Annotated in this window: 30 protein-coding genes; 15 read left to right on the top strand and 15 right to left on the bottom strand. The window is 63.4% G+C overall.

Annotation, left to right across the window (positions count from 1 at the left end):
* Positions 1-141: 141 nt before the first annotated feature.
* The 6 genes from PGC08_RS16255 to PGC08_RS16230 all read right to left on the bottom strand — a co-directional run bounded on the left by PGC08_RS16255 (position 142) and on the right by PGC08_RS16230 (position 4989).
* Positions 142-507, bottom strand: coding sequence for a hypothetical protein (locus PGC08_RS16255; RefSeq protein WP_271708887.1), 366 nt, complete (start codon positions 505-507; stop codon positions 142-144).
* 109 nt (positions 508-616) lie between these two features.
* On the bottom strand, positions 617-1714 hold the full coding sequence (locus tag PGC08_RS16250; RefSeq protein ID WP_271708886.1) for an MFS transporter: 1098 nt from the start codon (positions 1712-1714) through the stop codon (positions 617-619).
* 241 nt (positions 1715-1955) lie between these two features.
* On the bottom strand, positions 1956-3143 hold the full coding sequence (locus PGC08_RS16245) for a sensor histidine kinase (protein ID WP_271708885.1): 1188 nt from the start codon (positions 3141-3143) through the stop codon (positions 1956-1958).
* Positions 3140-3862, bottom strand: coding sequence for a response regulator transcription factor (locus PGC08_RS16240; protein ID WP_035278265.1), 723 nt, complete (start codon positions 3860-3862; stop codon positions 3140-3142). Before PGC08_RS16240 ends, PGC08_RS16245 begins: the two co-directional genes overlap by 4 nt.
* Before the next feature lie 150 nt (positions 3863-4012).
* The gene (locus tag PGC08_RS16235; RefSeq protein ID WP_009881860.1) at positions 4013-4381 is read right to left on the bottom strand and encodes a hypothetical protein; all 369 of its coding nucleotides are present in this window, start codon (positions 4379-4381) and stop codon (positions 4013-4015) included.
* Complete coding sequence (locus PGC08_RS16230) at positions 4378-4989, bottom strand: ArsR/SmtB family transcription factor (protein WP_009881861.1); 612 nt, start codon at positions 4987-4989, stop codon at positions 4378-4380. Before PGC08_RS16230 ends, PGC08_RS16235 begins: the two co-directional genes overlap by 4 nt.
* 94 nt (positions 4990-5083) lie before the next feature.
* On the opposite strand from PGC08_RS16230, the gene PGC08_RS16225 reads away from it, so the two are divergent.
* From PGC08_RS16225 to PGC08_RS16210, 4 genes are read left to right on the top strand one after another with little or no spacing between them, the layout of a single operon-like run.
* Positions 5084-6208 (top strand): M4 family metallopeptidase, encoded by a 1125-nt coding sequence (locus tag PGC08_RS16225; protein ID WP_271708884.1) that lies wholly within the window; start codon positions 5084-5086, stop codon positions 6206-6208.
* A complete protein-coding gene (locus tag PGC08_RS16220; protein ID WP_096146339.1) occupies positions 6205-6597 on the top strand; it encodes a hypothetical protein in 393 nt (130 codons plus the stop codon). Before PGC08_RS16225 ends, PGC08_RS16220 begins: the two co-directional genes overlap by 4 nt.
* Before the next feature lie 49 nt (positions 6598-6646).
* Positions 6647-7603, top strand: coding sequence for a tryptophan 2,3-dioxygenase (locus PGC08_RS16215; RefSeq protein ID WP_127363227.1), 957 nt, complete (start codon positions 6647-6649; stop codon positions 7601-7603).
* Positions 7604-7647: 44 nt separating this feature from the next.
* Positions 7648-8475, top strand: coding sequence for a PaaX family transcriptional regulator (locus PGC08_RS16210; RefSeq protein WP_009881864.1), 828 nt, complete (start codon positions 7648-7650; stop codon positions 8473-8475).
* 2 nt (positions 8476-8477) lie between these two features.
* Here the strand turns inward: PGC08_RS16210 and PGC08_RS16205 are convergent, their stop codons facing one another.
* Positions 8478-9248, bottom strand: a complete 771-nt coding sequence (locus tag PGC08_RS16205; protein ID WP_271708883.1) for an alpha/beta hydrolase — start codon at positions 9246-9248, stop codon at positions 8478-8480.
* On the bottom strand, positions 9245-10039 hold the full coding sequence (locus tag PGC08_RS16200; protein WP_009881866.1) for an SGNH/GDSL hydrolase family protein: 795 nt from the start codon (positions 10037-10039) through the stop codon (positions 9245-9247). The genes PGC08_RS16205 and PGC08_RS16200 overlap by 4 nt, the downstream gene beginning before the upstream one ends.
* A gap of 176 nt (positions 10040-10215) precedes the next feature.
* Between PGC08_RS16200 and PGC08_RS16195 the strand changes: the two genes are divergently transcribed.
* Positions 10216-11496, top strand: coding sequence for an amidohydrolase (locus PGC08_RS16195; protein WP_009881867.1), 1281 nt, complete (start codon positions 10216-10218; stop codon positions 11494-11496).
* Positions 11493-13235, top strand: coding sequence for a threonine/serine ThrE exporter family protein (locus PGC08_RS16190; RefSeq protein ID WP_271708882.1), 1743 nt, complete (start codon positions 11493-11495; stop codon positions 13233-13235). The genes PGC08_RS16195 and PGC08_RS16190 overlap by 4 nt, the downstream gene beginning before the upstream one ends.
* Positions 13236-13280: 45 nt before the next feature.
* On the opposite strand, the gene PGC08_RS16185 is transcribed toward PGC08_RS16190, so the two are convergent.
* Positions 13281-13982 (bottom strand): uracil-DNA glycosylase, encoded by a 702-nt coding sequence (locus PGC08_RS16185; RefSeq protein ID WP_271708881.1) that lies wholly within the window; start codon positions 13980-13982, stop codon positions 13281-13283.
* 163 nt (positions 13983-14145) lie between these two features.
* Between PGC08_RS16185 and PGC08_RS16180 the strand changes: the two genes are divergently transcribed.
* The 6 genes from PGC08_RS16180 to PGC08_RS16155 all read left to right on the top strand — a co-directional run bounded on the left by PGC08_RS16180 (position 14146) and on the right by PGC08_RS16155 (position 19890).
* Positions 14146-15612, top strand: a complete 1467-nt coding sequence (locus PGC08_RS16180; protein WP_101556488.1) for an aldehyde dehydrogenase family protein — start codon at positions 14146-14148, stop codon at positions 15610-15612.
* A gap of 304 nt (positions 15613-15916) precedes the next feature.
* Entirely contained in the window at positions 15917-16183 is a 267-nt protein-coding gene (locus PGC08_RS16175; protein WP_009881872.1) for a DUF3263 domain-containing protein, read from the top strand.
* A 2-nt stretch (positions 16184-16185) separates the two neighbouring features.
* Positions 16186-16809 (top strand): LytR C-terminal domain-containing protein, encoded by a 624-nt coding sequence (locus tag PGC08_RS16170; RefSeq protein WP_271708880.1) that lies wholly within the window; start codon positions 16186-16188, stop codon positions 16807-16809.
* A gap of 357 nt (positions 16810-17166) precedes the next feature.
* Positions 17167-17370 (top strand): cold-shock protein, encoded by a 204-nt coding sequence (locus tag PGC08_RS16165; protein ID WP_009881874.1) that lies wholly within the window; start codon positions 17167-17169, stop codon positions 17368-17370.
* Between the two features lie 405 nt (positions 17371-17775).
* The gene (gene groL / locus PGC08_RS16160) at positions 17776-19413 is read left to right on the top strand and encodes a chaperonin GroEL (protein WP_009881875.1); all 1638 of its coding nucleotides are present in this window, start codon (positions 17776-17778) and stop codon (positions 19411-19413) included.
* A 93-nt stretch (positions 19414-19506) separates the two neighbouring features.
* The gene (locus PGC08_RS16155) at positions 19507-19890 is read left to right on the top strand and encodes a hypothetical protein (RefSeq protein WP_069600858.1); all 384 of its coding nucleotides are present in this window, start codon (positions 19507-19509) and stop codon (positions 19888-19890) included.
* Positions 19891-19945: 55 nt separating this feature from the next.
* Here PGC08_RS16155 and PGC08_RS16150 read toward each other — a convergent pair whose 3' ends face one another.
* Entirely contained in the window at positions 19946-20722 is a 777-nt protein-coding gene (locus PGC08_RS16150) for a DUF1707 SHOCT-like domain-containing protein (RefSeq protein WP_096146341.1), read from the bottom strand.
* A gap of 52 nt (positions 20723-20774) precedes the next feature.
* Between PGC08_RS16150 and PGC08_RS16145 the strand changes: the two genes are divergently transcribed.
* The 3 genes from PGC08_RS16145 to PGC08_RS16135 all read left to right on the top strand — a co-directional run bounded on the left by PGC08_RS16145 (position 20775) and on the right by PGC08_RS16135 (position 22732).
* A complete protein-coding gene (locus PGC08_RS16145; RefSeq protein WP_009881878.1) occupies positions 20775-21524 on the top strand; it encodes a TSUP family transporter in 750 nt (249 codons plus the stop codon).
* 174 nt (positions 21525-21698) lie between these two features.
* Positions 21699-22502, top strand: coding sequence for a hypothetical protein (locus tag PGC08_RS16140; protein WP_240516205.1), 804 nt, complete (start codon positions 21699-21701; stop codon positions 22500-22502).
* Positions 22502-22732 carry an RNA-binding S4 domain-containing protein gene (locus PGC08_RS16135; RefSeq protein WP_009881881.1) on the top strand — a complete coding sequence of 77 codons (231 nt, stop codon included), beginning with the start codon at positions 22502-22504 and terminating at the stop codon, positions 22730-22732. The genes PGC08_RS16140 and PGC08_RS16135 overlap by 1 nt, the downstream gene beginning before the upstream one ends.
* Positions 22733-22857: 125 nt before the next feature.
* On the opposite strand, the gene pspAB is transcribed toward PGC08_RS16135, so the two are convergent.
* From pspAB to PGC08_RS16110, 5 genes are all read right to left on the bottom strand, one after another.
* On the bottom strand, positions 22858-23457 hold the full coding sequence (pspAB, locus tag PGC08_RS16130; protein WP_009881882.1) for a PspA-associated protein PspAB: 600 nt from the start codon (positions 23455-23457) through the stop codon (positions 22858-22860).
* 51 nt (positions 23458-23508) lie between these two features.
* The gene (htpX, locus tag PGC08_RS16125; protein ID WP_009881883.1) at positions 23509-24420 is read right to left on the bottom strand and encodes a zinc metalloprotease HtpX; all 912 of its coding nucleotides are present in this window, start codon (positions 24418-24420) and stop codon (positions 23509-23511) included.
* A gap of 101 nt (positions 24421-24521) precedes the next feature.
* Positions 24522-24806 (bottom strand): PspA-associated protein PspAA, encoded by a 285-nt coding sequence (gene pspAA / locus PGC08_RS16120; protein ID WP_009881884.1) that lies wholly within the window; start codon positions 24804-24806, stop codon positions 24522-24524.
* The gene (locus tag PGC08_RS16115) at positions 24803-25549 is read right to left on the bottom strand and encodes a PspA/IM30 family protein (protein ID WP_009881885.1); all 747 of its coding nucleotides are present in this window, start codon (positions 25547-25549) and stop codon (positions 24803-24805) included. Before PGC08_RS16115 ends, pspAA begins: the two co-directional genes overlap by 4 nt.
* Positions 25550-25802: 253 nt before the next feature.
* Positions 25803-26090 (bottom strand): WXG100 family type VII secretion target, encoded by a 288-nt coding sequence (locus PGC08_RS16110; protein ID WP_009881886.1) that lies wholly within the window; start codon positions 26088-26090, stop codon positions 25803-25805.
* Positions 26091-26105 lie beyond the last annotated feature (15 nt).

Genomic DNA, 26105 nt, shown 5'->3' with positions numbered 1-26105 from the left:
GTTCTTCAGTGCCCGGGCCGTCTTGGCCTAACGGTCACGGGAAGCACCCCGGCCGAAGCCGCGGATCTGTGAGCCCAGGCCGTGGCGCACCGCGATCGAGATGACCTCGGCGTAGCGTCGACCGCGCCGCCTGCGTGCCTTCTAGCCGAAGAACAGAGACTGTGGGCCGGGCACCGAGCCTGTCGGGAAGGCTGCCTCGATCACGACGAGTGCGCCGACACCCAGAGCGAAGATCCACCCTGTCGCCAGCAGCAGGAGCAGGAGTGCGACACCGGGTGCCACCTCGAGGCCGCCGGCGTTCTGTCCCGTCCCGGCACGGTAGAGATACTGCACGGTCAGCGCCATAACAGCGCTCAACACCAGGCCCACCCCGATGGTCCGCGGCCAACCTGTCGGGATGCCGACGACGCGGCGGACAACGGTCGCGGCGAGCCATGACTGCAGGAGGAGGAACAGGACGGCGGCGATGCCCAGCAGAACATAGGCTCCGAAGTCGAGGGCGGCCATGAACAACTCTCCTTAGGCAGCGGTGTTCCCCAACGTTGTGTCCGTCAGGGACCGGTCGTCACCAGCCTAATCGGTGTTCGCCGATTCTCAGGGTGGATCGGGACTCGGCTTATCCTCGGCGCATTCGACCGGGCAGGCCGATCTGCTTGGCCCAGATGAGCACCCACACCGCGCCGAGGATGGCGAAGAGTCCGGGGAACAGGATTCCGAAGCGCAGTGAGGCGAGGGTGATGACCAGTGAGATGAGGGCCGGACCGCCCAGCTTGCCGCCGTTGGAGAAGATCGCCCAGATGCCGAGGAACCGGGCCCGCCCGATCGCCGGTGACAGGTCGGCTCCGATCGTCATGTTCACCCCGGCACCGAGGCCGTTGCCCACGGCCATGATGGCCACGGCGATGACCATGCCACTCAGGCTGGGCACAAGCACCATGACGACGAATCCGGATCCGAAGATCGTCAGGCAGGCCACCAGGGTCGCCACCCGCCCGAGGTGGTCCTTGATGTATGCGCCGAGGAACATGAAGACGAGTTCGAGGCCCGCGCCGAAGGCGATGAGCAGGGAGATCGATGATTCTCGGAGGCCGATGTCGATGCCCCAGAGCTGGATCACCACAGGTTGAGCCGATCGGGCCACGGTCAGGGCGATGATCGAGATCCCGACGAGGACCACGGCCTTCCACCTCACCTCCAGGCGCGGCCGAGGTGGCTTGTGCGGATGGCCGGCCACCTCCTCGGCGAGGGTGGGGTCCTTCGAAATATCGGCACCGTCACCCGCATGAGCGCTCGCCTCGGTGCCAGCCGATCCGCGGTCGGGGTAGCCGGGGATGCGGGCGATCGGCAGGGCCATGATGATGATCGCGGCGACGGCGGCGAGGGCTGAGAGCACGAAGACCGACCAGAGCGGGAAGATGAGCATGAGCCCGGCACCGACGATCGGGCCCACGAGGTTGCCCACCCGCTGAGTCCCGCCCAGCGCGGTCATCGCCTTCGCCAGATCCTGCGGAGGCATCACCTCGGCCACAACGGCCTGACGGGCCAGGTTCCACACATCGGAGACGGGAGCGAAGAGCATGAGCCCCACCGTGTAGAGGATCAGCGAGGCGGGGGAGTCCCAGATGAAGGCGGCGACGATCCCGCCGAGGACCACAACCGCGGTGGCCGTGGCCACGAGCATCGCCCGGAAATCGCCGAGGCGGTCGATGAGCATCCCGCCGGCACCGTCGCTGCCAGGGAGACCGCACCCATGATGCCGACGATGGCGGCCGCGAAGGAAGCGCTCGAGCCGAGCTGAAGCGCACCCAGGACCATGACCGGAAGTATCGCTCCTATGCCGACGGCGAAGAGAAGCGACGGCGCGAGGACCGGCCACAGAATGGGTTTGAGCACCAGGCCAGTCTAGTCCGGCGCTGTGTCCGTCTTCCTCGACCGCACCGGCGGAGAACCGTCGCTCAGACGGCAGGGGCGATTGCGGGCAGACACACCTCGAACCGGGCACCTGATTCGGTGTTGGAGACCCCGACGGTGCCAGAATGCGCCTCGACGATGCCGCGGACGATGGCCAGACCCAGCCCGGCATTGCCGGTGAGGACCCCACCGCCATTGACTGTCGGGTCCCCGGTGATCAAATCGTCGTCGGGAGTGCGCGCCGGAGAGCCTCGCCACCCGGTGGTGAAGACCTCGGTGAGAGCCTCGGCCGGGACCCCACCGCCGGTGTCGCTGACGGTGAGCACAGCTTGTCCCTCACCATTTCGGCTCGTCTCGAGCACGACCTCGGTGTCCTGGGACGAATGCTGCAGGGCATTCATGAGCAGATTCTCGACCACCCGAGTCAGCTCACGGGGGTCACCGGCCACAGTGACGTCGGTGAGTCCGCGCTCATGGACCGCGATGCCCTTGGCCGCGGCGACCGGTCGCAGATCGGACACCGCATCCGAGACGAGGTCGTAGAGGCTGACGTCGATGGTTTCCAGCTCGAGGGCACCCGACTGGATCCGTGACAGGGCGAAGAGGTCATCGACCATGCGTGAGAGTCGATCGATCTGGATTCGGATCTTGGCATAGTAGCGCTGCCGATCCTCGATCATCCCGTCCTCGAGAGCCTCGGCCATGGCCTTGAGCCCGGCCATCGGAGTTCGCAGATCATGGGCGATCCAGGCGATGAGCTCGCGTCGTGAGCGATCGAGCGCGGCCACCTCATCGCGGGAGTCCGCGAGCTTGCGGCTGGTGGCGACGAGCTCGGCGCGCAGCAGCGCCGTCTCCGAGACATCCTTCGGGTCACTGAGATCACCGAGGCGATGGCCCTCACCCATTTCGGCGGTGAGGCTCCGCAGGTCCTCGTACTCGCGGGCGATGAGCCGACCGAGGAACCAGGTCACGACCATGGTCGAGAGCAGGGAGGCGAGGGCCACGGTGAGGAACACATAGAGGTCGTGCTCGGACAGGTACATCGCCGCGGAGATTGCGACCATCCCGGTGAGGACTGAGACCAGGGTCGTGGCGACGATGATGGACAGGCGCGCTCTCAGCGATCGGCGGCGGCTGAGCCACAGCGCACCGACGCCGATGATCCCGATCCCGGCGGAACAGACAATCGCGACGAGGAAGATGGCGGCCATCTCCGGCAGCGGAAGCATCATCGTAGCTCCTCCTCGACATCGAATCGGTAGCCGGCGCCCCAGACCGTGGACAGAAACTGTGCATGGGAGGGATCGTCCTCGATCTTCTCCCGCAGCCTGCGCACGGTCACGGTGATCGTCGACGGGTCGCCGATCTCCCACCCCCAGACGGAGCGCAGCAGGGTCTCCCGGTCGAAGACCTGGTGAGGGTGTTTGAGGAAGAATGCGAGCAGGTCGAATTCGCGAGCAGAGACCTCGAGTGGGATCCCGTTCCGGCTGACCCGGCGTCCGGATACGTCGAGGTGGAAGGGGCCCAAGCGAAACGGTGCTTCCGGTGTCGACTCGTCCACGGTGCGCTTGAGGATCGACTGGACTCGCAGGACGAGTTCCCGAGGAGAGAACGGTTTCGTGAGATAGTCGTCGGCGCCGGACTCGAGACCATCGATGCGGTCCTCCGTCGCGGACAGCGCCGTGAGCATGAGCACCGGGACCGCAGTGAACGAGCGCAGACGGCGACACACTTCGGTGCCGTCGATGCCCGGCAGCTTCCGATCGAGAATGACGAGGTCGGGGACCAGCTCGGCGACGGATTCGAGCGCCTGGAAGCCGTCGGCGACCTCATCGACGAGGAAGCCCGCGTTGCGCAGATAATTGCGCGCAACCTCGGCGACAGTCGGATCGTCCTCGACGAGGAGGAGCCTGCGGTCTCTGAGGTCGGGGTCTCCTGGCGCATCAGTCATGATCTCAGTGTAGAAACCTCTGTTCCCCGGGCCAAGGTGCATGACACGGTCACTGCGGGCCATCTCGGCGAACTCGAATGGGATCGAATCGTCCATCGGCGCCGAGGTGGAAGCGTGAGTCACGTATGAGGGCTCGACTTGAGGACGGGGTCAGTTCGGGAGGCCGATGAAGTGCCTCATATCGTGGGCCTTCGCGGCATCGACCCGGCGTGCGATCTCGTCCGCGCGGGCTGCTGGGCCAACTGCCGGGCGAAGCGCGTGCCTGCGGCCTGCTTCGATCAGCCACACGCCGAGGCGGACCATGGCCCGATTGAGCCCGTGAAGTCGCATATCCGATGAGGTAGTCAGCAGCTCGGCTGCCGTCTCGGAGCTGTGCGGGGAGGCTGAACCAGCACGGGACTTCGTAGCTGGCAGGTCGTCGAGGAAGATCTCGCGAGTGGTGGTGGTCGTGCGCTCGACGATCCTGCCGGGACCTCGTGGGAAGGTCGGTGGTCTGATCGGGCTGATGAGGGTGCTCATGATGGTGTTTCCTCTCCATCGGTCAAGGGGAAGGCATTGAACTGGATCTGCACGGGACGGGAGCCGGGGTCGTTGCGGCCCCGGAACTCCGTGACGATTGCGTCGATCGTGTTGTGAACCCGATCGTTGATCTCCCGCAGTTGGGCAGGCGTCACGTGCACGTTGCTCGTGTCGACCGCCGCGGCATCGGCCCACACATCGGGCAGCAGATCATCCGAGTTGAGGACATCGACGAAGTCCTCCAGAGCCCGGGTGCCGTTTCTGGTCCATTCGCGCAGAATGAAGCCGGCCGAGGCACCAGCGGAGGGATCCTCCTTGGCGGTGTGCCGACTGACATCGATGGCCCCCGGGGAGCGATCCCACCACTTCGCTCGTCCTCCGGAAGGGCCATCGACCTGGTGGATGAAGTTGTGGCGGGCGAGCTGACGCAGGTGGTAGCTCGTTGATCCGGTCGATTCGCCGAGCCGGCTGGCCAGGCTGGTCGCCGTCTGCGGTCCGAACTTGGACAGCGCGTCGTAGATCTCGACGCGCAGCGGATGGGCGAGCCCCTTGAGTGCTTCGGGGCCAAGGGTTCGGATCGGTGTCGGGGAATCTGGTGTGTCAGCCATAATGCAAAGATACGCTTGCAAAGAAGTCTTTGCAAGGAAAAGTTTGCACGAATTTTCCTATTCGATGCATGGGCAGAGGTGGCACCCTGGACATATGAGTCTTCGACACGTCATTCCGCCGTACCTGCTCGATGCGATCGCCGAACGCGGAGGCGAGAAGTTCCCCCGAGCCGCCCGCGCCGCGCGCAGCTGTCAGGTCTCCGATGAGTCCTGTCGCAACCTGCGGGCCGAGGGGCTGCGCTATACGCCGGTGGCCACGCCCGATGGGGGAGCGCAGGACTCCGAGGCCGCGATGCACTCGCAGGTCACCGGCGCCAGCGCCGGGGTGAACCGCCTCATCCACGACGCGCAGGGCACCGAAACCCTGCCGGGATCCCTCGTGCGCAGCGAAGGCGAGGACGCAGTGTCCGACGAGGCGGTCAACGAGGCCTACGACGGGCTCGGTGCCTCCTATTCGCTCTTCGCCGAGGCCTTCGAGCGCAATTCGCTTGACGGCAAAGGGATGCCGCTCATCGCCAGCGTCCACTACGGCCAGGACTACGACAACGCCTTCTTCGACGGACGGCTCATGGTCTTCGGCGACGGTGACGACGAGGTCTTCACCGGCTTCACCGGGTCGCTGTCGATCATCGGCCACGAACTCAGCCACGGCGTCATCAGCCACACCGCCGACCTCGAGTACCTCGGGCAGCCCGGTGCCCTCAACGAGCACTGCGCCGACGTCTTCGGTGCCCTGACTGAACAGCATGACTCCGGTCAGGAAGCCGGGGACGCCACCTGGCTCATCGGAGCCGGCATCTTCACGCCCGAGGTCACAGGCCAGGCCCTGCGCTCCATGCTTGCGCCGGGCACCGCCTACGACGACGATGTCCTCGGCAAGGATCCCCAGCCTGATCATATGGACCGCTACGTCACCACGGATTCGGACAACGGTGGGGTCCACCTCAACTCCGGAATCCCCAACCGCGCGTTTGCGCTCGCTGCCACCCGCCTCGGCGGCCAGGCCTGGGAGACCGTGGGGCAGGTCTGGTACTCCGTGCTGACCGGTGACGACATCACCACTCGCACCGATTTCGCGGGCTTCGCAGCCCTGACCATCGCCGAGGCGGTCGCCCAGTTCGGTGAGGGATCCGACGTCCACGATGCGCTCGTCCAGAGCTGGGATGCCGTGGGCGTGACTCGCGGTGCAGGGCGGGGAAATGTCGGGAGCAGCTGGTGAGTGAGGAAGGTTCGTCTCCTGCGTCCGGCGAATTCGGCCATCTCATAGTCGAGCGCAGCGGTGGAATCGCCGGGCTTCTGCTGGTCTGGGACCTCGACATCGATTCGAGCGAGCACCGGGCGAGCATCGGACCGAAGGTGGCAGAGCTCCCATGGCCGAATGACTCGGCAGGGCACGTCGATGGCGGTGCCGGGGTGAAGGCCAATGGTGGGGCGGCGGGCATTGGTGCTGGACCTGGTGCTGGTGCTGACCGTTACGTCTATGCGATCGAGAGTCGCTTCGGTCTGGTGCGTTTCGGTGAGACCGAGATGCCGGGGGAGTGGAAGAGCCTCGTCGAGCAGGTCCGGGAGATTGCAGCCCCTGAACGGCGCAGGCCGGGAACGGAATGATGTTGCGTATCTGATCCTCTCGGTCGATAACTGCAATACACTGGCTGTCATGACTCATGACGACTCCACGGCGGAGAACAACGAGCGGGATCTTGAAGACGGAATCCACACGGATCTGAGGTCGACGATGACCTACGGTTCCTATCTTCACCTCGACCGATTGCTCGACGCCCAACATCCTGTCAGCGACCCTGTTCATCACGACGAGCTGCTGTTCATCATCCAGCACCAGACCACGGAGCTGTGGTTCAAGCTGGTCATCCATGAGCTCGTCGATGCCCGACGTCTCATCGCCGATGACCAGCTCCCGCTGGCACTCAAGCGCATTGCCCGCGTCAAGCACATTCAGAAGACCCTGACCGAGCAGTGGTCGGTCCTCGCAACCCTGACGCCGAGCGAATACGTCGGGTTCCGCGACGAACTCGGCAAGTCTTCGGGATTCCAGTCCTGGCAGTACCGGGCCGTGGAGTTCCTGCTCGGGAACAAGAACGCCGGCATGCTGCAGGTCTTCGACGGTGAACCCGAGGCCCGCGCACAGCTCGAGAAATACCTCAACGAGCCCAGCGTCTACGACGAATTCCTCCGTGCCCTTGCCCGCCGCGGACTCCCGGTGCCGCAACGACTGCTGGACAGAGACGTGTCCGTGGCGCACACCTTCGATGAGGAACTTCTCGACACTTTCCGGATCATCTACGAGAACCCCGAAAAGTACTGGCAGGAGTACGAAAGCTGCGAGGAGCTCGTCGACCTCGAGGAGAACTTCCAGTTCTGGCGCTACCGCCACATGCGCACGGTGCTGCGCATCATCGGCATGAAGCGAGGAACAGGCGGTTCGAGCGGTGTTGGCTTCCTGCAGAAGGCACTCGATCTCACCTTCTTCCCGGAGCTCTTCGACATCCGCACCGGCATCGAGAACGGACCCGGCACAGCGACGGGTCCGGGCACGGCGCGCGCGAAGAACTCTACGGGCGGTCATGGTTCCGCTTCAGGCTGTCCGGGGCTCTGAGACCGATCGTCGATCTCGATCACACCTCCGGCAGCCCCACCTCTTTGCTGCGGACCTTCGTCGGTCTTCACCTGCGTGACCTGGGCGGTTGGATCCGAGTCGCTGCCCTGCTCGATCTTCTCGCCACCGCCGGGGTCTCGAACTCCTCAACTCGCAGCGCCGTGTCGAGACTCAAGGGCAAGGGACTGCTCATTCCGGACAAGCGGGAGGCAGTAGCCGGATATCGTTTGGACTCGGCGGCCGTGTCCGGACTTGAACGCGGGGATCGGAGGATCTTTACCTACCGTGGTCAGAGAGATGACGAGCCCTGGTGCCTGGTGTCCTACTCCCTGCCCGAGGTGGACCGGTCGAAGCGGGTGCAGCTGCGTCGAACACTGATGGGGTTGGGATTCGGAGCGGTCACCGACGGGCTGTGGATTGCGCCCGGGCATCTGCGCGCCGAAGTCGAGGACGCCCTGGTCGGCCTTGACGTGCGAGACCGGGCGACGATCTTCATCACGCAGACACCCCTGACCGCTGAACCCTTCGCTCAAGCGGCGGCGAAATGGTGGCAGCTGGACACCCTGGCTGCCAGGCACACCGAATTCCTTCGCCGGTACGAACACGCTGCGCCACTGTCGGAGAACTCAGCCCCACTGCCAGAGAACTCAGCGCCGAAGTCGTCTCTCGAACCGCGTGAGGCGTTCGTTCTGTGGCTGCACTGCGTCGACGAGTGGAAGGCGATCCCCTACGTCGATCCGGGCCTTCCACCCAGCGCCCTGCCCTCGGACTGGCCCGGGATGAGAAGCGTGGAACTCTTCGCACAGCTGCGCCGCACCCAGGCGGAGCCTGCCCGTGCCCACGTCCGGGAGATCAGCTCAGCAGAGTCGTGAGATCAGTTCAGCAGGGTCTTAAGCACAAGCGGGAAATAGGGCGAATCGGGGTCGACGAGATCGGCGTGATCGGCGCCCTCGGCGACGGACAGCCGTGCCGGGAACGTCCGAGAGAATGCGACGTCGACCGTCTCATCACGGTCCCCGTGGACGATGAGCAGATCCGCCCGCGCGGGAATGAGTACCGCCCTCGAGCGCGGATCCTCCCGCAGGTACGGTGCCAGATCCTGCTCCGGTCTCGCGCCCATGTAGTCGAGCACAGCCCCCTCACCCAAACCGTCCTCGACCTCCCGGAACAGGTCCGTGACCGGGGCCAAGGGCCGCAGTCGGAACTCGGGCCCGTCCGTAAGGAGGTGGCTCGCCCACGCCAGCACCAGGCACCCTCCGGCCGAATGACCGGTCACAGTGAGACTGCGCCGTGCCCGATCATTGACGCCCCAGTCCGACAACGAGTCGTATGCAAAGGTGAGGGCGGCGGTGACGTCGGCGGAGCAGTTGGGCTGCCCGCCTACGCGCCGGTATTCGATGAGTACGCACAGCACCCCCGCCTCGGCGAGGGCCGCGGCCATGGGCCTGGCATGGGCGAGGTCCGTGCGCTCACGGAAGTAGCCGCCGTGGACGAAGAACACCGTCGCCGAGGCGGTGCTCGGGTCGCCGTGGACCTCGAGGAACTGATCGGCCTCAGGCCCGTAATCACATCGGAAGAAGTCCCGCTGCGAGTCCAGCGCCGAACCGGCGGCACCTAGTGCCGCGAAACGATCGCTCTGGCTCATTCTGGTTTGCGCACTCGGGTGAGTTCAGGAATCTTCGCATCCAGCTTGTCGCCGGAGGACTGCCCGCGCAGGCGTCGGCCGACCCAGGGGCCGAGGTATTCGCGTGCCCACTTGGACTCTTCGCTCATGGCCGCCCGAATCGGACGCGTCGGTCGAGCCGGCATAGCGAAGCCGGTCACCGGCAGGGAATGCCCGCTTTCCAGCGTGGCCAGGGCCTGACTGGCCACGAGCTCATGGCCCTTGGGTGAGAGGTGAATTCTGTCATCGGCCCACATGTCGCCAGCGTAGAGCTGCCGCAGCCCCCAGACGTCAGTCATATGGCAGCCATGTCGCTGCGCAATCGACCACAGGTGCGCGTTGTAGATGCCCACGCGCGGGCGCACGGCGCGGATCAGGGGTGAGGCGATCTCGGTGTCGAAGCCGTTGCACATGAGCACCTCGATGCCGGCCTCGCGAAAGGCGATGACGGCACGTTCGAACTGGTCGGCCAGGTCATCGATATCGGCTTTCGGGCGCAGACAGTCATTGCCCCCGGCGCAGAAACTGACCAGGTCGGGTTTGAGGTCAAGTGCCTTGGGCACCTGCTCTTCTATGATCCGGTCAATGAGACGCCCACGGATGGCGAGGTTGGCGTAGGTGAGTTCGGGGCTGCCTGCGGGGGAGTCGACGAGCTTGTCAGCAAGGCGGTCGGCCCACCCCAGGTAGCGATCGTCTGCGCTCGGATTGTGGTCCATGAGCCCTTCACTGAACGAATCGCCGATGGCGACATACGAGGTGATGGTCTGGAGCATTGGGGTCCTTCTCTCATTGATTCTCTGACTCCGAACTATACTGAATCGGCCTTGTCGGAATCAGCCGGGACTGCGACAGATTCTGGTGGCCCCGCGTCATGACCTGTGCTGATCGCCTGGCGTAGACTCGATTCGAGACGGATCTCATCGTTGACGGCAACTGCAAGAGGAGCACAATGTATCGTTCGATTCCGGTTCCCGAGATCACTGATTTCGCCATCACGAATGCTCGGATTCTGCCCATCGCAGATGCCAAGGGGCAACGTGTCGAACCAATCGATTCCGGCACGATCCGGGTCTCCAACGGCACGATCACCTCAGTGGAATCCGGCACCGTCACCGCTGCGGATCTGCCGGCCGACACTGAGCTCATCGATGCCGGGCAACGCTGGGTGCTGCCGGGATTCATCGAAGCCCACGGCCACCTCGGCGTCCATGAGGATGGTGAAGGCTGGTCCGGTGACGATACGAACGAGATGACCGACCCCAACGGTGCCGGCGTGCGTGCCCTCGACGGCATCGACCCGTCCGAGATCGGATTCAAGGACGCCCTGCGAGGAGGCGTCACCTCGGCGCTGATCAAGCCCGGATCCGGCAATCCGATCGGCGGGCGCACCGCCTTCGTGAAGACTTGGGGACGGATCGTCGACGAGATGCTCGTGACCCAGGACCTGTCCGTGAAGTCGGCCCTGGGAGAGAACCCGAAGCGCGTCTACGGCGAGAAGAACGTCACCCCATCGACCCGCATGGGAACCGCGAAGATCCTCCGAGATGCCTTCGTCGATGCCCAGAACTACCTGGCCAAGCGCGCCCACGCCGGGTCGGAGGGCACTCCCTTCGAACGTGATCTCGTCAAGGAGACCTTGGCGGATGTCCTCGAGGGCAAGCTCGCCTTCGACCAGCACTGCCACCGCGCCGATGACATCGCCACGGCCATCCGCCTGTCGGAGGAGTTCGGCTACCGTCTCGTCATCAACCACGGCACCGAGGGCCACAAGATCGCTGACTACATCGCCGACAAGGGCATCGACGTCATCCTCGGACCGCTGATGACCAGCCGGTCGAAGGTCGAGCTGCGCGACAGGTCCCTGGCAACCGCGGGCGCACTGGCCAAGGCCGGGGTGCGCATCGCACTGACCACCGACCATCCGGTCATCCCGATCAACTTCCTCATCCACGAAGCCTCCCTGGCAGTCAAGGAAGGCCTCGATCCCGTCGTCGCGCTCGAAGCGCTGACCATCAACCCCGCCGCGATCTTCGGCCTCGAGGATCGTCTGGGTTCGCTGGCTCCCGGCCGCGACGCCGACCTCGTCATCTGGTCCGGTGACCCGCTGGACCTGAACTCCCGCGCCGATCAGGTGTTCGTGACCGGCCGCAAGGTCTACGAATTCGACGCCGCCGCAGGCACCGCCGATGTTGCGGACCCATTCGGCCCGACTCTCATCAGTGAGCCGTGACGAACGACAACACTGAAGAAGCACCCACCGCCGAGGTACCGGTCGACGCACAGTCGTCGTCCGGACCTGAACACGGGACGAATAAGGCCGAAGCCGGATCCTCGGCACTGCAGGAACTGCTCGAACTCTCCCGTCAGCAGCGGCTCCAGGAGCTGCGCGAGGCACCGACCGGTCAACTGAAGTCCGATGAGGACAGCCCCGCGGGTGTGAGTTCACCGAAGACGACGACGGCCAAATCCAAACCCAAGGCCGAACACAAGGGCGCCTCCCAGCGGATTGCTCAGCGCGTGGCCAGGCGCACCGTGGCCAGGCTCGTGTCCGGCACCTCGGTCAACACCCAACCGGTGCCCATCGTCACCGCCCTCAAAGGCAGTCCGTACAAGGCTCCGGTGCAGGCCAGCGAGCCCAACGAGGACGAGGCCAGAATGGTCCTCGACCTCGCCGCCGACATTGCGGCGATCATGATGCGCGCCGGGGCCGGAACCTCCGACATCGAGGTCTCCGTCATCGCGGCCTGCGCCGCCTTCGGACTCACGACTGCCCAAGTGGATCTGACTTCGAACACCCTCACCGTGCACTATTCGACGTCCGACGGTCGTCTCATGACCGTCATGCGCGTCAACCGGGGCGAATCCATCCACTTCGCGAAGCTCGGCTCCGTGCATAAGCTCGTCACCGATCTGGTCGCGGGCAATCTGGGATTCAACGATGCCCGGAGTCGCCTCGACGCCATCCGGTACCAGCGCCGTCCCTATCAGGAATGGTTCGTCACCGGTGCCTGGGGAATGATGGTCGGCAGCCTGGTCGTGCTGTTGGGCGGCGGAGCGATTGCTGCCGGTCTCGGCATCGTCATGTCGATCATGATCAGTCAGGTCGGCAGGATGATCGGCCGCACCGCCCTGCCGAGCTTCTTCATCACCGCACTGCAGGCGGCGATCGCGACCCTGGTGGCGATGGTGGCCGGCAACTTCGGCATCATCGAATCGCCGCAATACCTGGTAGCCGCCGGCATCGTCCTGCTGCTGCCCACACAATCACTGTATTCCTCGGTCCAAGATGCCCTGACGAACTTTCCGCTGACCGCCGCCGGGCGCATGGTGGGGGTGGTCCTGACCCTGGCTGGCATCGTCTCGGGCATTGCCCTGGGGGTCGTGACGGGCGAAGCGATCGGACTCGATGCGATCGAAGTCTTAGTCCCGAAGACCAGTGTCCACGTCATCTCAGCAATCGTGTCGATGGTGGCCGCGGCTGTCGTGGCCATGGCCGGCGTCATCGGCATGCAGTCCACGAGGCGGTTCATCCTGCCCGCCGCGTTCGTCGGCCTCGCCTCCTACATCACGATGACGGCGCTGACGATACTGGCCATCGACAATGTCCTGGCCAGTCTGTTGGCGGCGACCGTGACAGGATTCCTGGCGCGACCGCTGTCCCTGCGTCTGGGCGCACCCGCCATCGTGCTGATGATTCCCGCGATCTACACACTGCTGCAGGGCCTGTCGATCTTCACCGCCGTCTATCAGATCGTTGCCGAATCGGAGACGACGTCCTTCGCGGTGGGACTGTCCTCGCTGTTCACCGCGATCCTGGCCAATGCGGCACTGGCTGTCGGCGCCGTGCTCGGCAGCTACCTGGCCAGGCCGCTGAAGAACCTCAAGGCCGATGCCGTGGAGAAGACCGCCGAATCCGCGCGATCGAACGAATCGACGATCACCCTGGACACGGTCGAGCCCCGAGACTGAGGACGCAAACCTGGGGCTGCGGAATCAGTTCTGGGGCGGGAGGAGTCAGTTCTGGGCCGGGAGGCCCCAGTCGATGGGCGCGAGGCCCTTCTGCTCGAGCAGCTCATTCGTACGGGAGAACGGCTGGGAACCGAAGAAGCCCCTGCTGGCAGACAATGGTGAGGGGTGCGCGGATTCGATGATGGCGACCTCGGAGCGACCCGATTGCAGCATGGGGGCGAGGTTCCTCGCATCCCGGCCCCACAGTATTGCCACAAGCGGCTGATCTCGGTCGACGAGTGTCGCGATCGCGGCTTCGGTGATGGCCTCCCAGCCGCGTCTGCGGTGGGATGCAGGTTCGCCCGTGGACACCGTGAGCACCCTGTTGAGCAGCATGACCCCCTGCCGCGACCAGGCCTGCAGATCACCATGGGCGGCTGGTTCGATGCCCAGGTCCGCCTCGATCTCCTTGTAGATGTTCTTCAGTGACCGGGGGAGTGGGCGCACATCGGGATCGACGGCGAAGGACAGACCGATCGCATGTCCGGGCGTCGGATAGGGATCCTGTCCGACGATGAGCACCTTCACCTCGGCGAGGGGATCGGCAAAGGCACGGAACACCTTGTCACCGCTGGGCAGGTAGCTGCGCCCGGCGGCGATCTCCTCACGCAGGAAATCGCCCATGGCGTGGATGCGTTCGGCCTGGTCGGACAGTGCGGCGGCCCAGTCGGGGGACATGATCTTCGTGAGCTCAGCGGTGGACGTCATGGCCGCGATTCTACCGATGGTGCGAAGGTGGGTGCCGATGTGCACGCAACGCAGACGAGGTGTGCATCATCGCCTACTGCTCCGCCATTCTTTTCGGATGGGGGCAGGCGATATGCTCGTCGGAGAGAGTTCAGCGGAGAGCTATGTAGGTGAAAGGATCACAATGTCGCAATTTCCCGAGGCCACGAACTGGAAGATGTTCATCGGCGGAGAATGGGTCGAGGCTGCCGACGGTGACAGGAAAGACGTCATCACCCCCATCGATCGCAACGTCGTGATCGCCACTGTGGCCAATGGCAAGGAAGAAGACGCCGACCGCGCCGTCAAGGCCGCCCGGAAGGCCTTCCCCGAATGGGCTGCGCTTCCGTTCAAGGAACGCCAGAAGATGCTCATCCGCTGCGCGGACGCACTCGAAGCCGGCTCCGAGGAGCTGGCCCAGCTGACAGCGATAGACACCGGCAACGCCATCCGGACGCAGGCACGCCCGGAGACGATCATCCTGGCCGACCTGTTCCGCTACATGGGCGGAGTCGCCGGCGAGGTCAAGGGCAACACCCTGCCGGCCGGCGACGGACAGCTGCAGTACACGAAGCGCGTGCCGCTCGGCGTCGTCGCGGGAATCCTGCCGTGGAACTCACCGCTGATGATCGCAGCCTTCAAGACCCCGGCCGCACTTGCCGCGGGCAACACGATCGTCCTCAAATGCGCCGAGGATGCACCGCTGACGGTTCTGAAGATGGCTGAACTGCTTGCCGACATCCTGCCGGCCGGCGTCCTCAACGTCGTCACCGGCAAGGGCTCGGTCATCGGTGAAGCGCTCAACGTCCACCCCGACGTCGACAAGGTCTCGTTCACCGGTTCGACGAACGTCGGCCGCCACGTCGCTGAACTGGCAGGCGGACGCCTCGCTCACTCCTCGATGGAACTCGGCGGCAAGAGCCCCAACATCGTCTTCCCCGATTCGAACGACGACGACACTCTCCAGCAGGTGCTGCTGTCGACCCGCTTCGCACGCCAGGGTCAGTCCTGCACGATGGGTTCGCGTCTGTTCCTGCACGAGGACATCTACGATGACTTCCTGGGCAAGCTCGTCGACGCAGTGTCGAAGATGAAGGTCGGTGACCCTCGCAACGAGGATTCAGACATCGGCTGCATCATCAACGAGAAGCAGTACAACCAGGTCTCGGACTACATCGAGATGGGCAAGTCGATGGACGGCGTCGAGATCGCCTACGACGGTTCGGACTCACTCGAGGTCGGCGAACCCGGTTTCTACCACGCACCGGTCATCTTCTCCAAGGCCAAGAACGAATGGCAGACCAGCCAGGAGGAGATCTTCGGACCCGTCCTCTCGGTCATTCCCTGGAAGGACGTCGACGAGGTCATCGACATGGCCAATGACAGTGAGTTCGGTCTCGCTGCCTTCGTCTTCACAAGGAACGTCGATGCCGCACTGACCATGGCCAACCGGATCGAGTCCGGCTGGGTCCAGGTCAACCAGGGCGGCGGACAGCTCGCCGGACAGTCCTACGGCGGCATGAAGACCTCAGGCTTCGGCCGCGAGGCCTCGCTCGAAGGCATGCTCGAAGGCTTCACCCAGATCAAGCAGGTCAACATCCGCATCCGCTGACCAGCACATATCTGAGCAGCCCGAATCTGACCGGCGATCCGCCAAGGACCGTCGCAGCAGCACTGTCGACCCACTCGGCTGCGGCCGGTTCACCCACTGTGGTGAGCCGCCTGCAGCAGGGTGGGTCGGCTGCTTCCCACGGGGTAACCAGGAGATCCCCCGGAGGTGGAAGGTGCCGGAAGAAGGCGCCGAGAGACGCATGAATCCGCGCCCGCAGGGCAGCGACGGCGCGCCGGGAATTTCAGTCCTGTCCTCCGGGCGATAATATAGAAGCAACGATTCTTCTCGAAGGAGCACAACCTCTATGCCGCAGAACCAAGGCGCCCCCGAACTGAGTGAGCTCGAGGTGTCCGTTTTGGAGTTCGAGCGGCGGTGGTGGAAGTACGGTGGAGCCAAGGATCACGCGATCCGTGAGCGGTTCGACATGTCTGCCACCAGCTACTTCCAGATCCTCAATTCCCTGCTCGACAACCCTGCCGCACTTGCCAGTGACCCTATGCTGGTCAAACGCCTGCGTCGCATCCGCACTACGCGGCAGAGCGAACGTGCACAAGCCCGCGTCTCGAGGTAGACATGACTGACGAATTCGACGAGATCGAACCCGGACGACGCAGTGGAGCCCATCGACAGGACTCCTCGGCGCAATCGAACGTCGGTGCCATCGCGCTGGTCATCATCCTCGCACTCGTTGCCGTTCTGCTCGTCGTCGCGGCCATCAACATCATCACGTCTTCGATGAAGGACCCCGAGGACAACGTTGCCGACTCCGGATCCGATAAGACCGCCTCGGCGAGCCCATCGCCGAGTGAAAGCGAAGTCAGCGTCGCCGATTCGGACCTCAAAGTTGACGTACTCAATGGTTCGGGAGTCTCCGGAGTTGCGAAGAAGTTCTCCGAAGCAGTGGAGGAGAAGGGCTGGGGCATCGGCCAGGTCGGCAACTATTCGACCGGGCTGAGCGTCTCCACGGTCTACTACTCGGACGAGTCGAATAAATCTCAGGCGAAGATGGTCGCCGACGCACTCGGAATCGAGGCCACGGAAGCCTCGACGGACTTCGACGCCGACATCACCGTCGTCATCTGCTCCGACATCGCCGAGCGCGGACCCAAGCCCAGCGAAGGCGGCTCCGGCGAGGGAGATTCGGCCGAAGGCGGCGCAGATTCCGGCTCGGCCGGGGCTACCGACAACAACGGCTGAGGCCCACGCGCCAGCTCGTTGTTGTTTCCAGCAGCGCATTTCTCATTCACGCCGGTGAAGTCAGTGATCGACGAAGGTTTCGTACCGGAAATGACGCCGTCGAAAACACCTTGATAACGAATTGGTAACAGTGTTGAGCGGCCGGAGGACCTGTGCGGCGCTGGGGTAGAGTTGCATCAGCTAGGCAAGCACTGCCCTTGTGTTCTATTCGTGCTTCACCGAGATCATTCTCTAGAGGTCAATGAGAGAAATCGCGGGGTCGGTTGAGTTTTACTAGCTTCCGTTGTCCGCGGCGCGGCCAGACCGGTCGCAATGGGGTGACGGAATGTCAATGACACTGCACTGTATGGAGAAGTAATGGCACAAGGTACCGTCAAATGGTTCAACGCCGAAAAGGGCTACGGATTCATCACCCTGGAAGGCAACAACCAGGACGTGTTCGTTCACTGGAGCGCAATCCAGATGGACGGCTACCGCGCTCTCGAAGAGGGCCAGCAGGTTGAGTTCGAAGTTGGAGAAGGACAAAAGGGTCCTCAGGCGGAATCCGTCACCCTCCTCTGAGACTCACGTACGTAAAGTCTTTTGATCCGCTGCGGCGGGAAGACGGTGAGAGCCCGAATCCCTCCGAGCGGGGAAAGCGCCAAGCAGGCAACTGCTTGGCGCTTTTCAGTTGTCTGGCGCACAGCGGTCCACGCAGTGGACGGCACTGAAGTTTCGCGCTGGGCCGAACCGCGTAATCCCGCGGAATCCACCCGATTCGAAGGCCCCGGGAACGCGCAATATTTGCACTCGCATGGGGAGAGTGCTAAATCTAGTACTGGTGAAAACCACTGGGTTTCTCATCAGTTGTCTCGAGAGCGTGGTCCATATGTGGAATGGAACATGCGGACCCACTCTCTGCCGTCGCGGGCGTTGACGACTGCTCTGGAATCCCACTCCACTCCATCAGGGAGGATCTAAGCCACTATGGCAAAGATGATTGCATTCGACGAAGAAGCTCGTCGGGGACTCGAAGCAGGTCTCAACCAGCTTGCGGACGCGGTCAAGGTAACCCTTGGACCCCGTGGCCGCAATGTCGTGCTCGAAAAGCAGTGGGGCGCTCCCACCATCACCAACGATGGTGTCTCCATTGCCAAGGAGATCGAACTCGAGGATCCCTACGAGAAGATCGGCGCTGAGCTCGTCAAGGAAGTCGCCAAGAAGACTGACGACGTCGCAGGCGACGGCACCACCACAGCTACAGTTCTTGCTCAGGCTCTCGTCCGCGAAGGCCTGCGCAACGTGGCAGCCGGTGCTGACCCACTCAGCCTCAAGCGCGGCATCGAGAAGGCTGTTGAAGCCGTCACCGGTGTGCTGCTTGAGAACGCCATCGACATCGAGACCAAGGAACAGATCGCCGCTACCGCCGGTATCTCCGCTGGAGATCCTGCTATCGGTGAACTGATCGCCGAGGCCATCGACAAGGTCGGCAAGGAAGGCGTCGTCACCGTCGAAGAGTCCAACACATTCGGACTCGAGCTCGAACTGACCGAGGGTATGCGCTTCGACAAGGGCTACATCTCCGGTTACTTCGTGACCGACACAGATCGCCAGGAAGCTGTCCTCGAGGATCCCTACATCCTCATCGTCAACTCCAAGATCTCGAACGTGAAGGATCTGCTGCCCGTCCTTGAGAAGGTTCAGCAGTCCAACAAGCCGCTGTTCATCATCGCTGAAGACGTCGAGGGCGAAGCTCTTGCGGTTCTCGTGTTGAACAAGATCCGTGGCACCTTCAAGTCCGTGGCCGTCAAGGCTCCTGGCTTCGGAGACCGCCGCAAGGCTCAGTTGGCCGACATCGCCATCCTCACCGGTGGTCAGGTCGTGTCCGAGGAAGTCGGGCTCAAGCTCGACAACGTGACCACCGAACTGCTGGGCACCGCCCGCAAGGTTGTCATCACCAAGGACGAGACCACCATCGTCGAAGGTGCCGGAGACGCCGAGGAGATCGCAGGCCGGGTCGCACAGATCCGTGCCGAGATCGAGAACTCGGATTCGGACTACGACCGCGAGAAGCTGCAGGAACGTCTGGCCAAGCTGGCCGGCGGCGTTGCAGTCATCAAGGCCGGAGCCGCGACCGAGGTCGAGCTCAAGGAAACCAAGCACCGCATCGAAGATGCAGTGCGCAACGCCAAGGCTGCTGTGGAAGAGGGAATCGTCGCCGGTGGCGGCGTCTCGCTCATCCAGGCGGGCAAGACTGCCTTCGCCAACCTCGCACTCGAGGGTGACGAAGCAACCGGTGCCAACATCGTCAAGGTTGCCATCGAAGCTCCGCTGAAGCAGATCGCCACCAACGCCGGCCTCGAAGCCGGTGTGGTTGCCGATAAGGTCGCCAACCTCGAGCCCGGATTCGGCCTCAACGCCGCAACCGGTGAGTACGAGGACCTGTTGGCCGCTGGCATCAACGACCCGGTCAAGGTGACCCGCTCTGCTCTGCAGAACGCCGCCTCGATCGCCGGTCTGTTCCTGACCACCGAGTCGGTTGTCGCCGACAAGCCTGAAAAGGCTGCACCAGGTGCTGACGCAGCTGCTGCCGGTATGGACGGAATGGGCGGCATGGGCTTCTGATCAGCCCTTCTCGCTCGAAGAGCCGTGCCGGTACCCGAAAGGGTGCCGGCACGGCTCTTTTCGGTTCGAGAGACGTGCCGTAGCCTGGCCGGTATGAACTTCACTGGCACAGAATCGTGTGGAAACAGTCCGAAGAACATGTTCGTGGCCCGGTTCGAGGAGAACCTGTTCAACGGTGACAGGGAAGCCCTCGCCGAGGTGGTCGATGAGGACTGCATCCTCCAGATCGTCGGCAACGGGGGAGTCGCGACCAGCACTGGTCGTGATGAGGTCCTCGCCGCTCTGCTGGGGCTGGCAGCCTCGAATCCCGTGGCCGGTCATCTCGAGGCCGCCATCACCCACGGCAAGGCCGCCGCGGCATGGGGGCAGTGGGAGAAATCGAGCGATGGTGAGGACATCTTGCACTTCTCACACACCTTCTGGTTCCGCACCAACAAGGCCGAGGAATTCGCTCAGATCCGGGTCTTCCAGCCCTGACGGGAGTGCTGTCCTGACGGGTGCGCTGCCCTGCCAGCGGACGTTTGTTTGTGCTTCAGTCCCAGGGGTTTCGGCGTCTGCGGCGACGCTCTTCGCGTCGTCGGCGCATCTCATCATGTGGTGAGTCTCGTCCCGGTGAGAAGGGCGGAGCCAGAGGGTGAGGTGGCTGCAGCCCGTGGCCGAACGTGTCCTCGGGGTCCTCGTCATCGTCACCGTCGTTCCTGCGCTCTTCGAGCTCGCGTTTGGCTTCAGCATCGCCGAGGTGCGCTCTGGCCCGCTTCGTCAGCTCGCGCTTCCGGTTGCGGATGAGGCTCTCCTTGTTGGAGATCTGTGAGATCGCGCCGAAGAGCATCGGCAGGATGATGAAGATCGGCCAGAAGAAGATGAGCCCGCCCGACGCAAATGAGGTGAAGGCCCAGATTGCGAGAGTGATGCCGGCAGGACCGGCGAACATGCCCAACAGTGCGTTCCGGACTCGGTCCCGGTAGTACTTCTGCGCGGCGGCATCGATCTGCTCAGGAGTGATCGGGACACGATCGCCATCCAACCGGGCCAGAGCCTGGGCGCGAGCGGAATCGTCGAGTTCTCCGGGTTCGACCTCGCCCGCCTCGGCGATGATGAGGTCCTGCACGAGCTCGGGCACCTCTCCCAAAGTCTTCAGACGGTTGGCTGCCTCACTGCGTTCATCGAATTCCTCCGCATCGATCTGACCCAGCGCATACGCCTCGGACAGCACATCGGTCACGACAGCGCGATCAGCGTCAGAAGCGCGCACCTGTCCGTAAGCGCGGGGATCAGCGCTGAATCGGGACCACAGGGGCGAGGCATTCATGACTCTTACTGTAACCCCGCCCAGATATGAGCCTTGAACTAGAATTGAGCAAATGGAACCCGTCATTGTGCTCATCCTGTTCGCGGTGTTCCTCGGGGCAGTATCTCAGCGGGTCACGGGTATGGGATTCGGCCTGGTCAGTGGGCCGTTCCTCGTGCTTCTGCTCGACCCGTTCTCCGGTGTCGTGCTCGTCAACATCTGCGGCATCGTCGCCAGCGGCACCGTCTTCGTTCGCACTTTCCGCGAGGTTGAGTGGGGCTCGTTCTGGAAGCTGTCGCTGGGTGCCGTGGTCGGCACGGTCCCGGGCGCTCTCCTGGCTGCGGCTCTTCCGGCCCCACCTCTGCAGATTCTCATCGGACTGCTCATCATCGTCTCCCTCATCAGCTCCATGATCATCGGCCGGATCGGTAAGACGATGCCGGCGAACTTCGGCACCAAATTCACTACCGGATTCCTCTCCGGAACGATGTCGGCCGCTGCCGGGGCAGGCGGGCCGGCCGTCAGTGCCTATGCTGTGCTGACGAGATGGGAACAGCGGAAGTTCGCCGCCACTCTGCAGCCGTTCCTCGTCGTGGGGACCACCTCGGCGGTCATCTTCAAGGCCGTGTTCGATCACGGCTCCTGGCCGCAGTTGGCGGCACCGACCTGGATCGGGATCGCAGCGGTGCTCGTCGCCGGGCTGGTCGGCGGTGACTGGCTGTCGAAGAAGATCGAATCCTCGACTGCGCGAATCGCTATGATCATCCTCGCCCTCGGCGGTGGAACTGCGACCCTCGTCAAAGGTCTCAGCCACCTGGCATGAGTGAGATGGACGCCGCGAGGGATGCCGGTCAAGGACCCAGGATTTGGGCCTGCCAACTGAGCGGATACAAGGGTTCGGTTCAGTCGCTTGTCAGACTCGTCCGGCATACTGTGGAGTGACTCGTTTTGCTGGGAGGCATAGATCGTGGGAGCAGTATTCCTGATAATACTCGTGGTGCTCGGCACCATTTTCTTCGTGAGCTACCGCAAGGAAAAGCACCGAAAGAAGGAGCTCGCCGACGCTGAGCTCCGTCAGGTGACGAAGACCGCTGAAGAAGACGTCACGTCCTTCGGCGAGGAAGTCGCCGAACTCGATATCCTCACTGCCGGAGTCGAACTCGACACCGGCGGTTCGCAGGATTACAAACAGGCACTGGATTCCTACGATGTGGCGAAGGAGACGCTCGACAACGTCGACGAGCCCTCTGACATCCGCCATGTCACCGAGGCTCTCGAAGACGGTCGCTACGCCGCCAAGTGCTTGCGGGCCCGCGTTGACGGAAAGCCGCTTCCCGTACGCCGCCCACCATGCTTCTTCAACCCGCAGCACGGCCCCTCGGTCGAGGACATCGACTGGGCACCCGCCGGTGGACAGCTGCGACCAGTTCCCGTCTGTGCAGCCGACGCCGAGCGCGTGGCCGTGGGTGCCGAACCTGCGGTGCGCAAGGTCGTGACCGGTGACGGACACACTCGCCGTGCCTATTGGGAAGCAGGCCCGGCCTACGCCGAATACAACCGTGGATACTTCAACTCCTATGCAGGCTCCGGACTTCTGCCCGGTGTGCTCATGGGGTCGATGATGTTCGGTGGCATGGGCGGCGGTGGCTGGGACGGCAACGTCGGCGGTGACGCGACCGGTGGTGACGCCGGAGGCGGCGATGCTGGCGGAGACGGCGGCGGATTCTTCGGTGGAGGCGACGGCGGCGATGGCGGCGGTCTCTTCGGCGGCGACGGATTCGATCTGGGAGATATCTTCTGATGGAGACGATCGAGATTCGCGGCGATTCGATCAAACTCGGTCAGCTGCTCAAACTCCACGGTGTCGCCGAACACGGCGCGATGGCCAAAGACATGATCGCCGACGGTGAAGTTGTGGTCAACGGTGAGGTCGAAACTCGCCGAGGTGCCACGATCCGTCCCGGAGACACGGTCGAAGCCCTGGGCGAAGTCATCCAGGTCTCAACCGAAGAGGTCACTGCAACCGACTAGGACACAGGGACCAGCGTTTCAGCGGTCTCTGAACTGGTACTGACAAGGCAGAAGGGACGTCCCCGCGGGGACGTCCCTTCTGCCTTGTCTGATTCCTATTGGCTGATCTCGAGGGCGCTCGGGGCTCAGCGCTGTGCGTTCGACTCAGGTGAGTCGTTGAGGCCCGGTGCGTCCCACAGCGCCGACCACCGCGACGTGTCTTCTTCGAACGGGAGTTCGTTGGCCAGCACACCGCGGATCTGAATCTCCAGAGGGTTGTCGCGCTGCTTGGGGCCCGACTGCGCGAACGGATAGAACGTGCCGCGCTTGTACTGGTAGACAAGCGCCAGGCGGCGCCCATCCGGGTTGGCAAAGTAGACGGTTGAGCACAACAGCATCGTGTCGAAGCCCTGGCTGACCAGAGCCGAGTTCACGGCGTGCAGATTGGTCACGAGGTTGACCACCTCGGCGTCGGTGTCGGAGACGACCTGCCAGGTGTAGCCGAAACCGTCGTTGCGCTGTGACACGTTCGCGGCCGGGTCGGAGCTGATGAGGGCGATGCTCTCGGACTCAGCGGTCTGAAATGCCGCACCCTCGACCTGTCGGAACGCCACGGCCCCGACGCCGGTGGGTTTGAAGCCGGTCGCGGCTTCGAGCGTCAGAGCGGCGGGAGGAAGTGCGAAGAGGTCGTCGAGGTTGGCCCGCTTCGGTTTGGAACGGCCCAACAGCGCGTCGAAGAAACCCATGAAACTCCTAGTGGATGTCGGTCGGTGCGGTTGAGGTCAGCACAGTGATCGTCACTGCTGCTGTGAGAGCTGCCCGGAGATCTTTGCGAGCTGTTCCAGGCGCTTGTCGAGGGAAGGGTGAGTGGAGAAGAGCTGCGTGACGGCGGCCTTGCCGCTGGCAGCGGGAATGAGCGCCAAGTGATTGGCGGAAGAGGAAGCCCGCAGATCCTTCTCGGGGATCTTGCTCATATCTCCGCTGAGCTTGGTCAGTGCAGAGGCCAAGGTCGAGGGCGCACCGGTGAGGATCGCGGCTGCTCTGTCTGCGGCCAGTTCGCGGTAACGCGAGAGGCTGCGGATGAGGAGGAATGAGAGGCCGTAGACGACGGCTCCGACAAGGACGAACAGCAGCTGGACGGGAACGCCGCCGTTGTTGTTGTTCGAGCGACCGAAGCTCATGTAGTAGCCGGCGCGCATCATCAGCGCGGCCACGACACCGGTGACTCCCGCGACGGTCATGACGGTGACATCGCGGTGGGCGACGTGGGAGAGTTCGTGAGCGAGGACGACCTCGACCTCATCACGGTCGAGTTTTTCGAGCAGGCCGCGTGTCACACACACAACCGAGCGCTCCGGCGAACGGCCGGTGGCGAAAGCATTGGGAATGGCTGAGTTCGACACCGCGACGCGCGGTTTGGTCGAATCGGCGAGCTGACAGAGCCGGTCGACCATGGTGTGCAGCTCTGGGGCCTCCTCTGGGGAGACCTCCCGTGCACCCATCGCCTTCATCGCGATCTTGTCGGAGAAATACCACTGGAAGAAGAACGCGCCGGCGCTGATGAGGACCGCAATGATCACGCCACCGGTGCTGCCGCCGAGCATCCACCAGATGGCGAGGATGAGGATCACATAGATGAGTCCATTGAGGAATATCGTCCACCCCATGCGCATGGTGAGTCCGTTGTCCTTGACGAAGCGATTCTTCATCGTGGGTCCTCTCTGGGTAAGTCAGCTCCGGCCCACAACCTCGGGTGAAGGCAGCGGGCCGGAGTCAGCGATATCAAACTATGTGGATCGAGCAGTGCGGATCAGGTCGGATCCGGGATGAAGCCTTCACCGGTGAGGAGCTCCGTGATCTCCTGCAAGGTCGCATCAACGAACGGTACGACGGCCTCGCTCGAACCCAAATAGTCATCGGAGACGGGCTTGCCGTGACCGACGACGTAGTCGTGGAGGGACTGCAGAGCGTTCTTGGCGGCTTCTTCATTGCCGACGTTGACGGCGTCTTCGACCTGGTTGTCATACTTCTGCAACAGGTCCTGGTCGACGTCTGCGACGTCGTACTGGCCCTCGCCCATGATGCGGATGATCATTGCTTGTCCTCGCCTTCAAGCGACTGCTGCTGCTTGTTCGACGAAGCCGGCAGGGACTCACGCATCCGGTTGAGCTCCATCTCGACGTCGTTCTCGCTCGAGAGCGCATCGAGCTGCGAGCTGATGTCGTCCTTCGAGGAACCGGTGACATCTTCGAGGGCACCCGAAGCGATCAGTTCATCGACGGCACCGGCACGTGCCTGGAGCGAAGCGGTCTTGTCCTCGGCACGCTGCACGGCGAGTCCGACGTCGCCGAGTTCTTCGGAAATGCCCGAGAAGGCTTCGCCGATCTTCGACTGTGCCTCTGCCGCGTTGTACGTGGCCTTGATCGTTTCCTTCCGTGTGCGGAAGGCATCGACCTTGGCCTGCAGCCGCTGTGATGCCAGAGTCAGCTTCTGCTCTTCGCCCTGCAGCCCTTCGTGCTGTCCCTGCAGATCGGTGATCTGCTGGTCCAGGCCCGACTTCCGGGTCAGGGCCTCACGTGCGAGGTCCTCGCGGCCGACCTCCATGGCTTTCTGGGCCTGACCGCTGAGCTTGGTCTGCTGCTGTTCGAGCTGGGTCATCTGCAGTTCGAGGCGCTTGCGGCTGGTGGCGACATCGGCAACACCGCGGCGTACCTTCTGCAGCAGCTCAAGCTGCTTCTGATATGAATAATCGAGGGTTTCATTGGGGTTCTCGGCTTTGTCCAGTGCCTTGTTGGCCTTGGCGCCAAAGATCGCCGCGATCCTTTGGAAGATGCTCATCCGTAGTCGACTCCTGCATTGGTCTTGACCCGACGCTGCAGACCGATCGTCTCCGAACCTGGAGAAACCCGTCCAGCACCGCCGCGAACTATCGCTATCAGCCTACTAACAAAGGCTGACAATTTGCCAGACGCGGACAGAAAACTCGAACAGACGATCCGGGTGGGATTCGGCAGTCACAGTGTGCCTGTGACTCGAGCCGCCGACGGGTGCCGGTGACCTGTGCCGCCGGCTGATGTCGATGACTCGACGCTCACGGAGCGAAGAGCCGAGAATTCGCTGCCTCCACCTCCGAGTACTGCGCAGCTGCGGTGTTCAGGGCTCCGTGGATCGAGGTCAACGATTCGAGCAGCTGCTTCTGTGCGCCTTCCCACTCATTGATGACCGTCTGAAAATTCTGTGCCGCACTACCCTTCCAACACTCCTGCAAGGCCAAAAGATTCCTCAGCATCGTGTTTGATTCCGCGACAAGGGTGCGGGAGGTGCCTGCTGTGGCGGTGGCAGCGGACGATACGCGCTCGGCATCGACTTCGAAACTCATGACTTCTCCTAACGA

It is taken from the genome of Brevibacterium sp. BDJS002 (genome assembly GCF_028201555.1).
In the GTDB taxonomy this organism is placed as follows: domain Bacteria; phylum Actinomycetota; class Actinomycetes; order Actinomycetales; family Brevibacteriaceae; genus Brevibacterium; species Brevibacterium aurantiacum.
The sequence above is the reverse complement of the archived record's forward strand: the minus strand, read 5'-3'. Positions and strand labels throughout refer to the sequence as shown.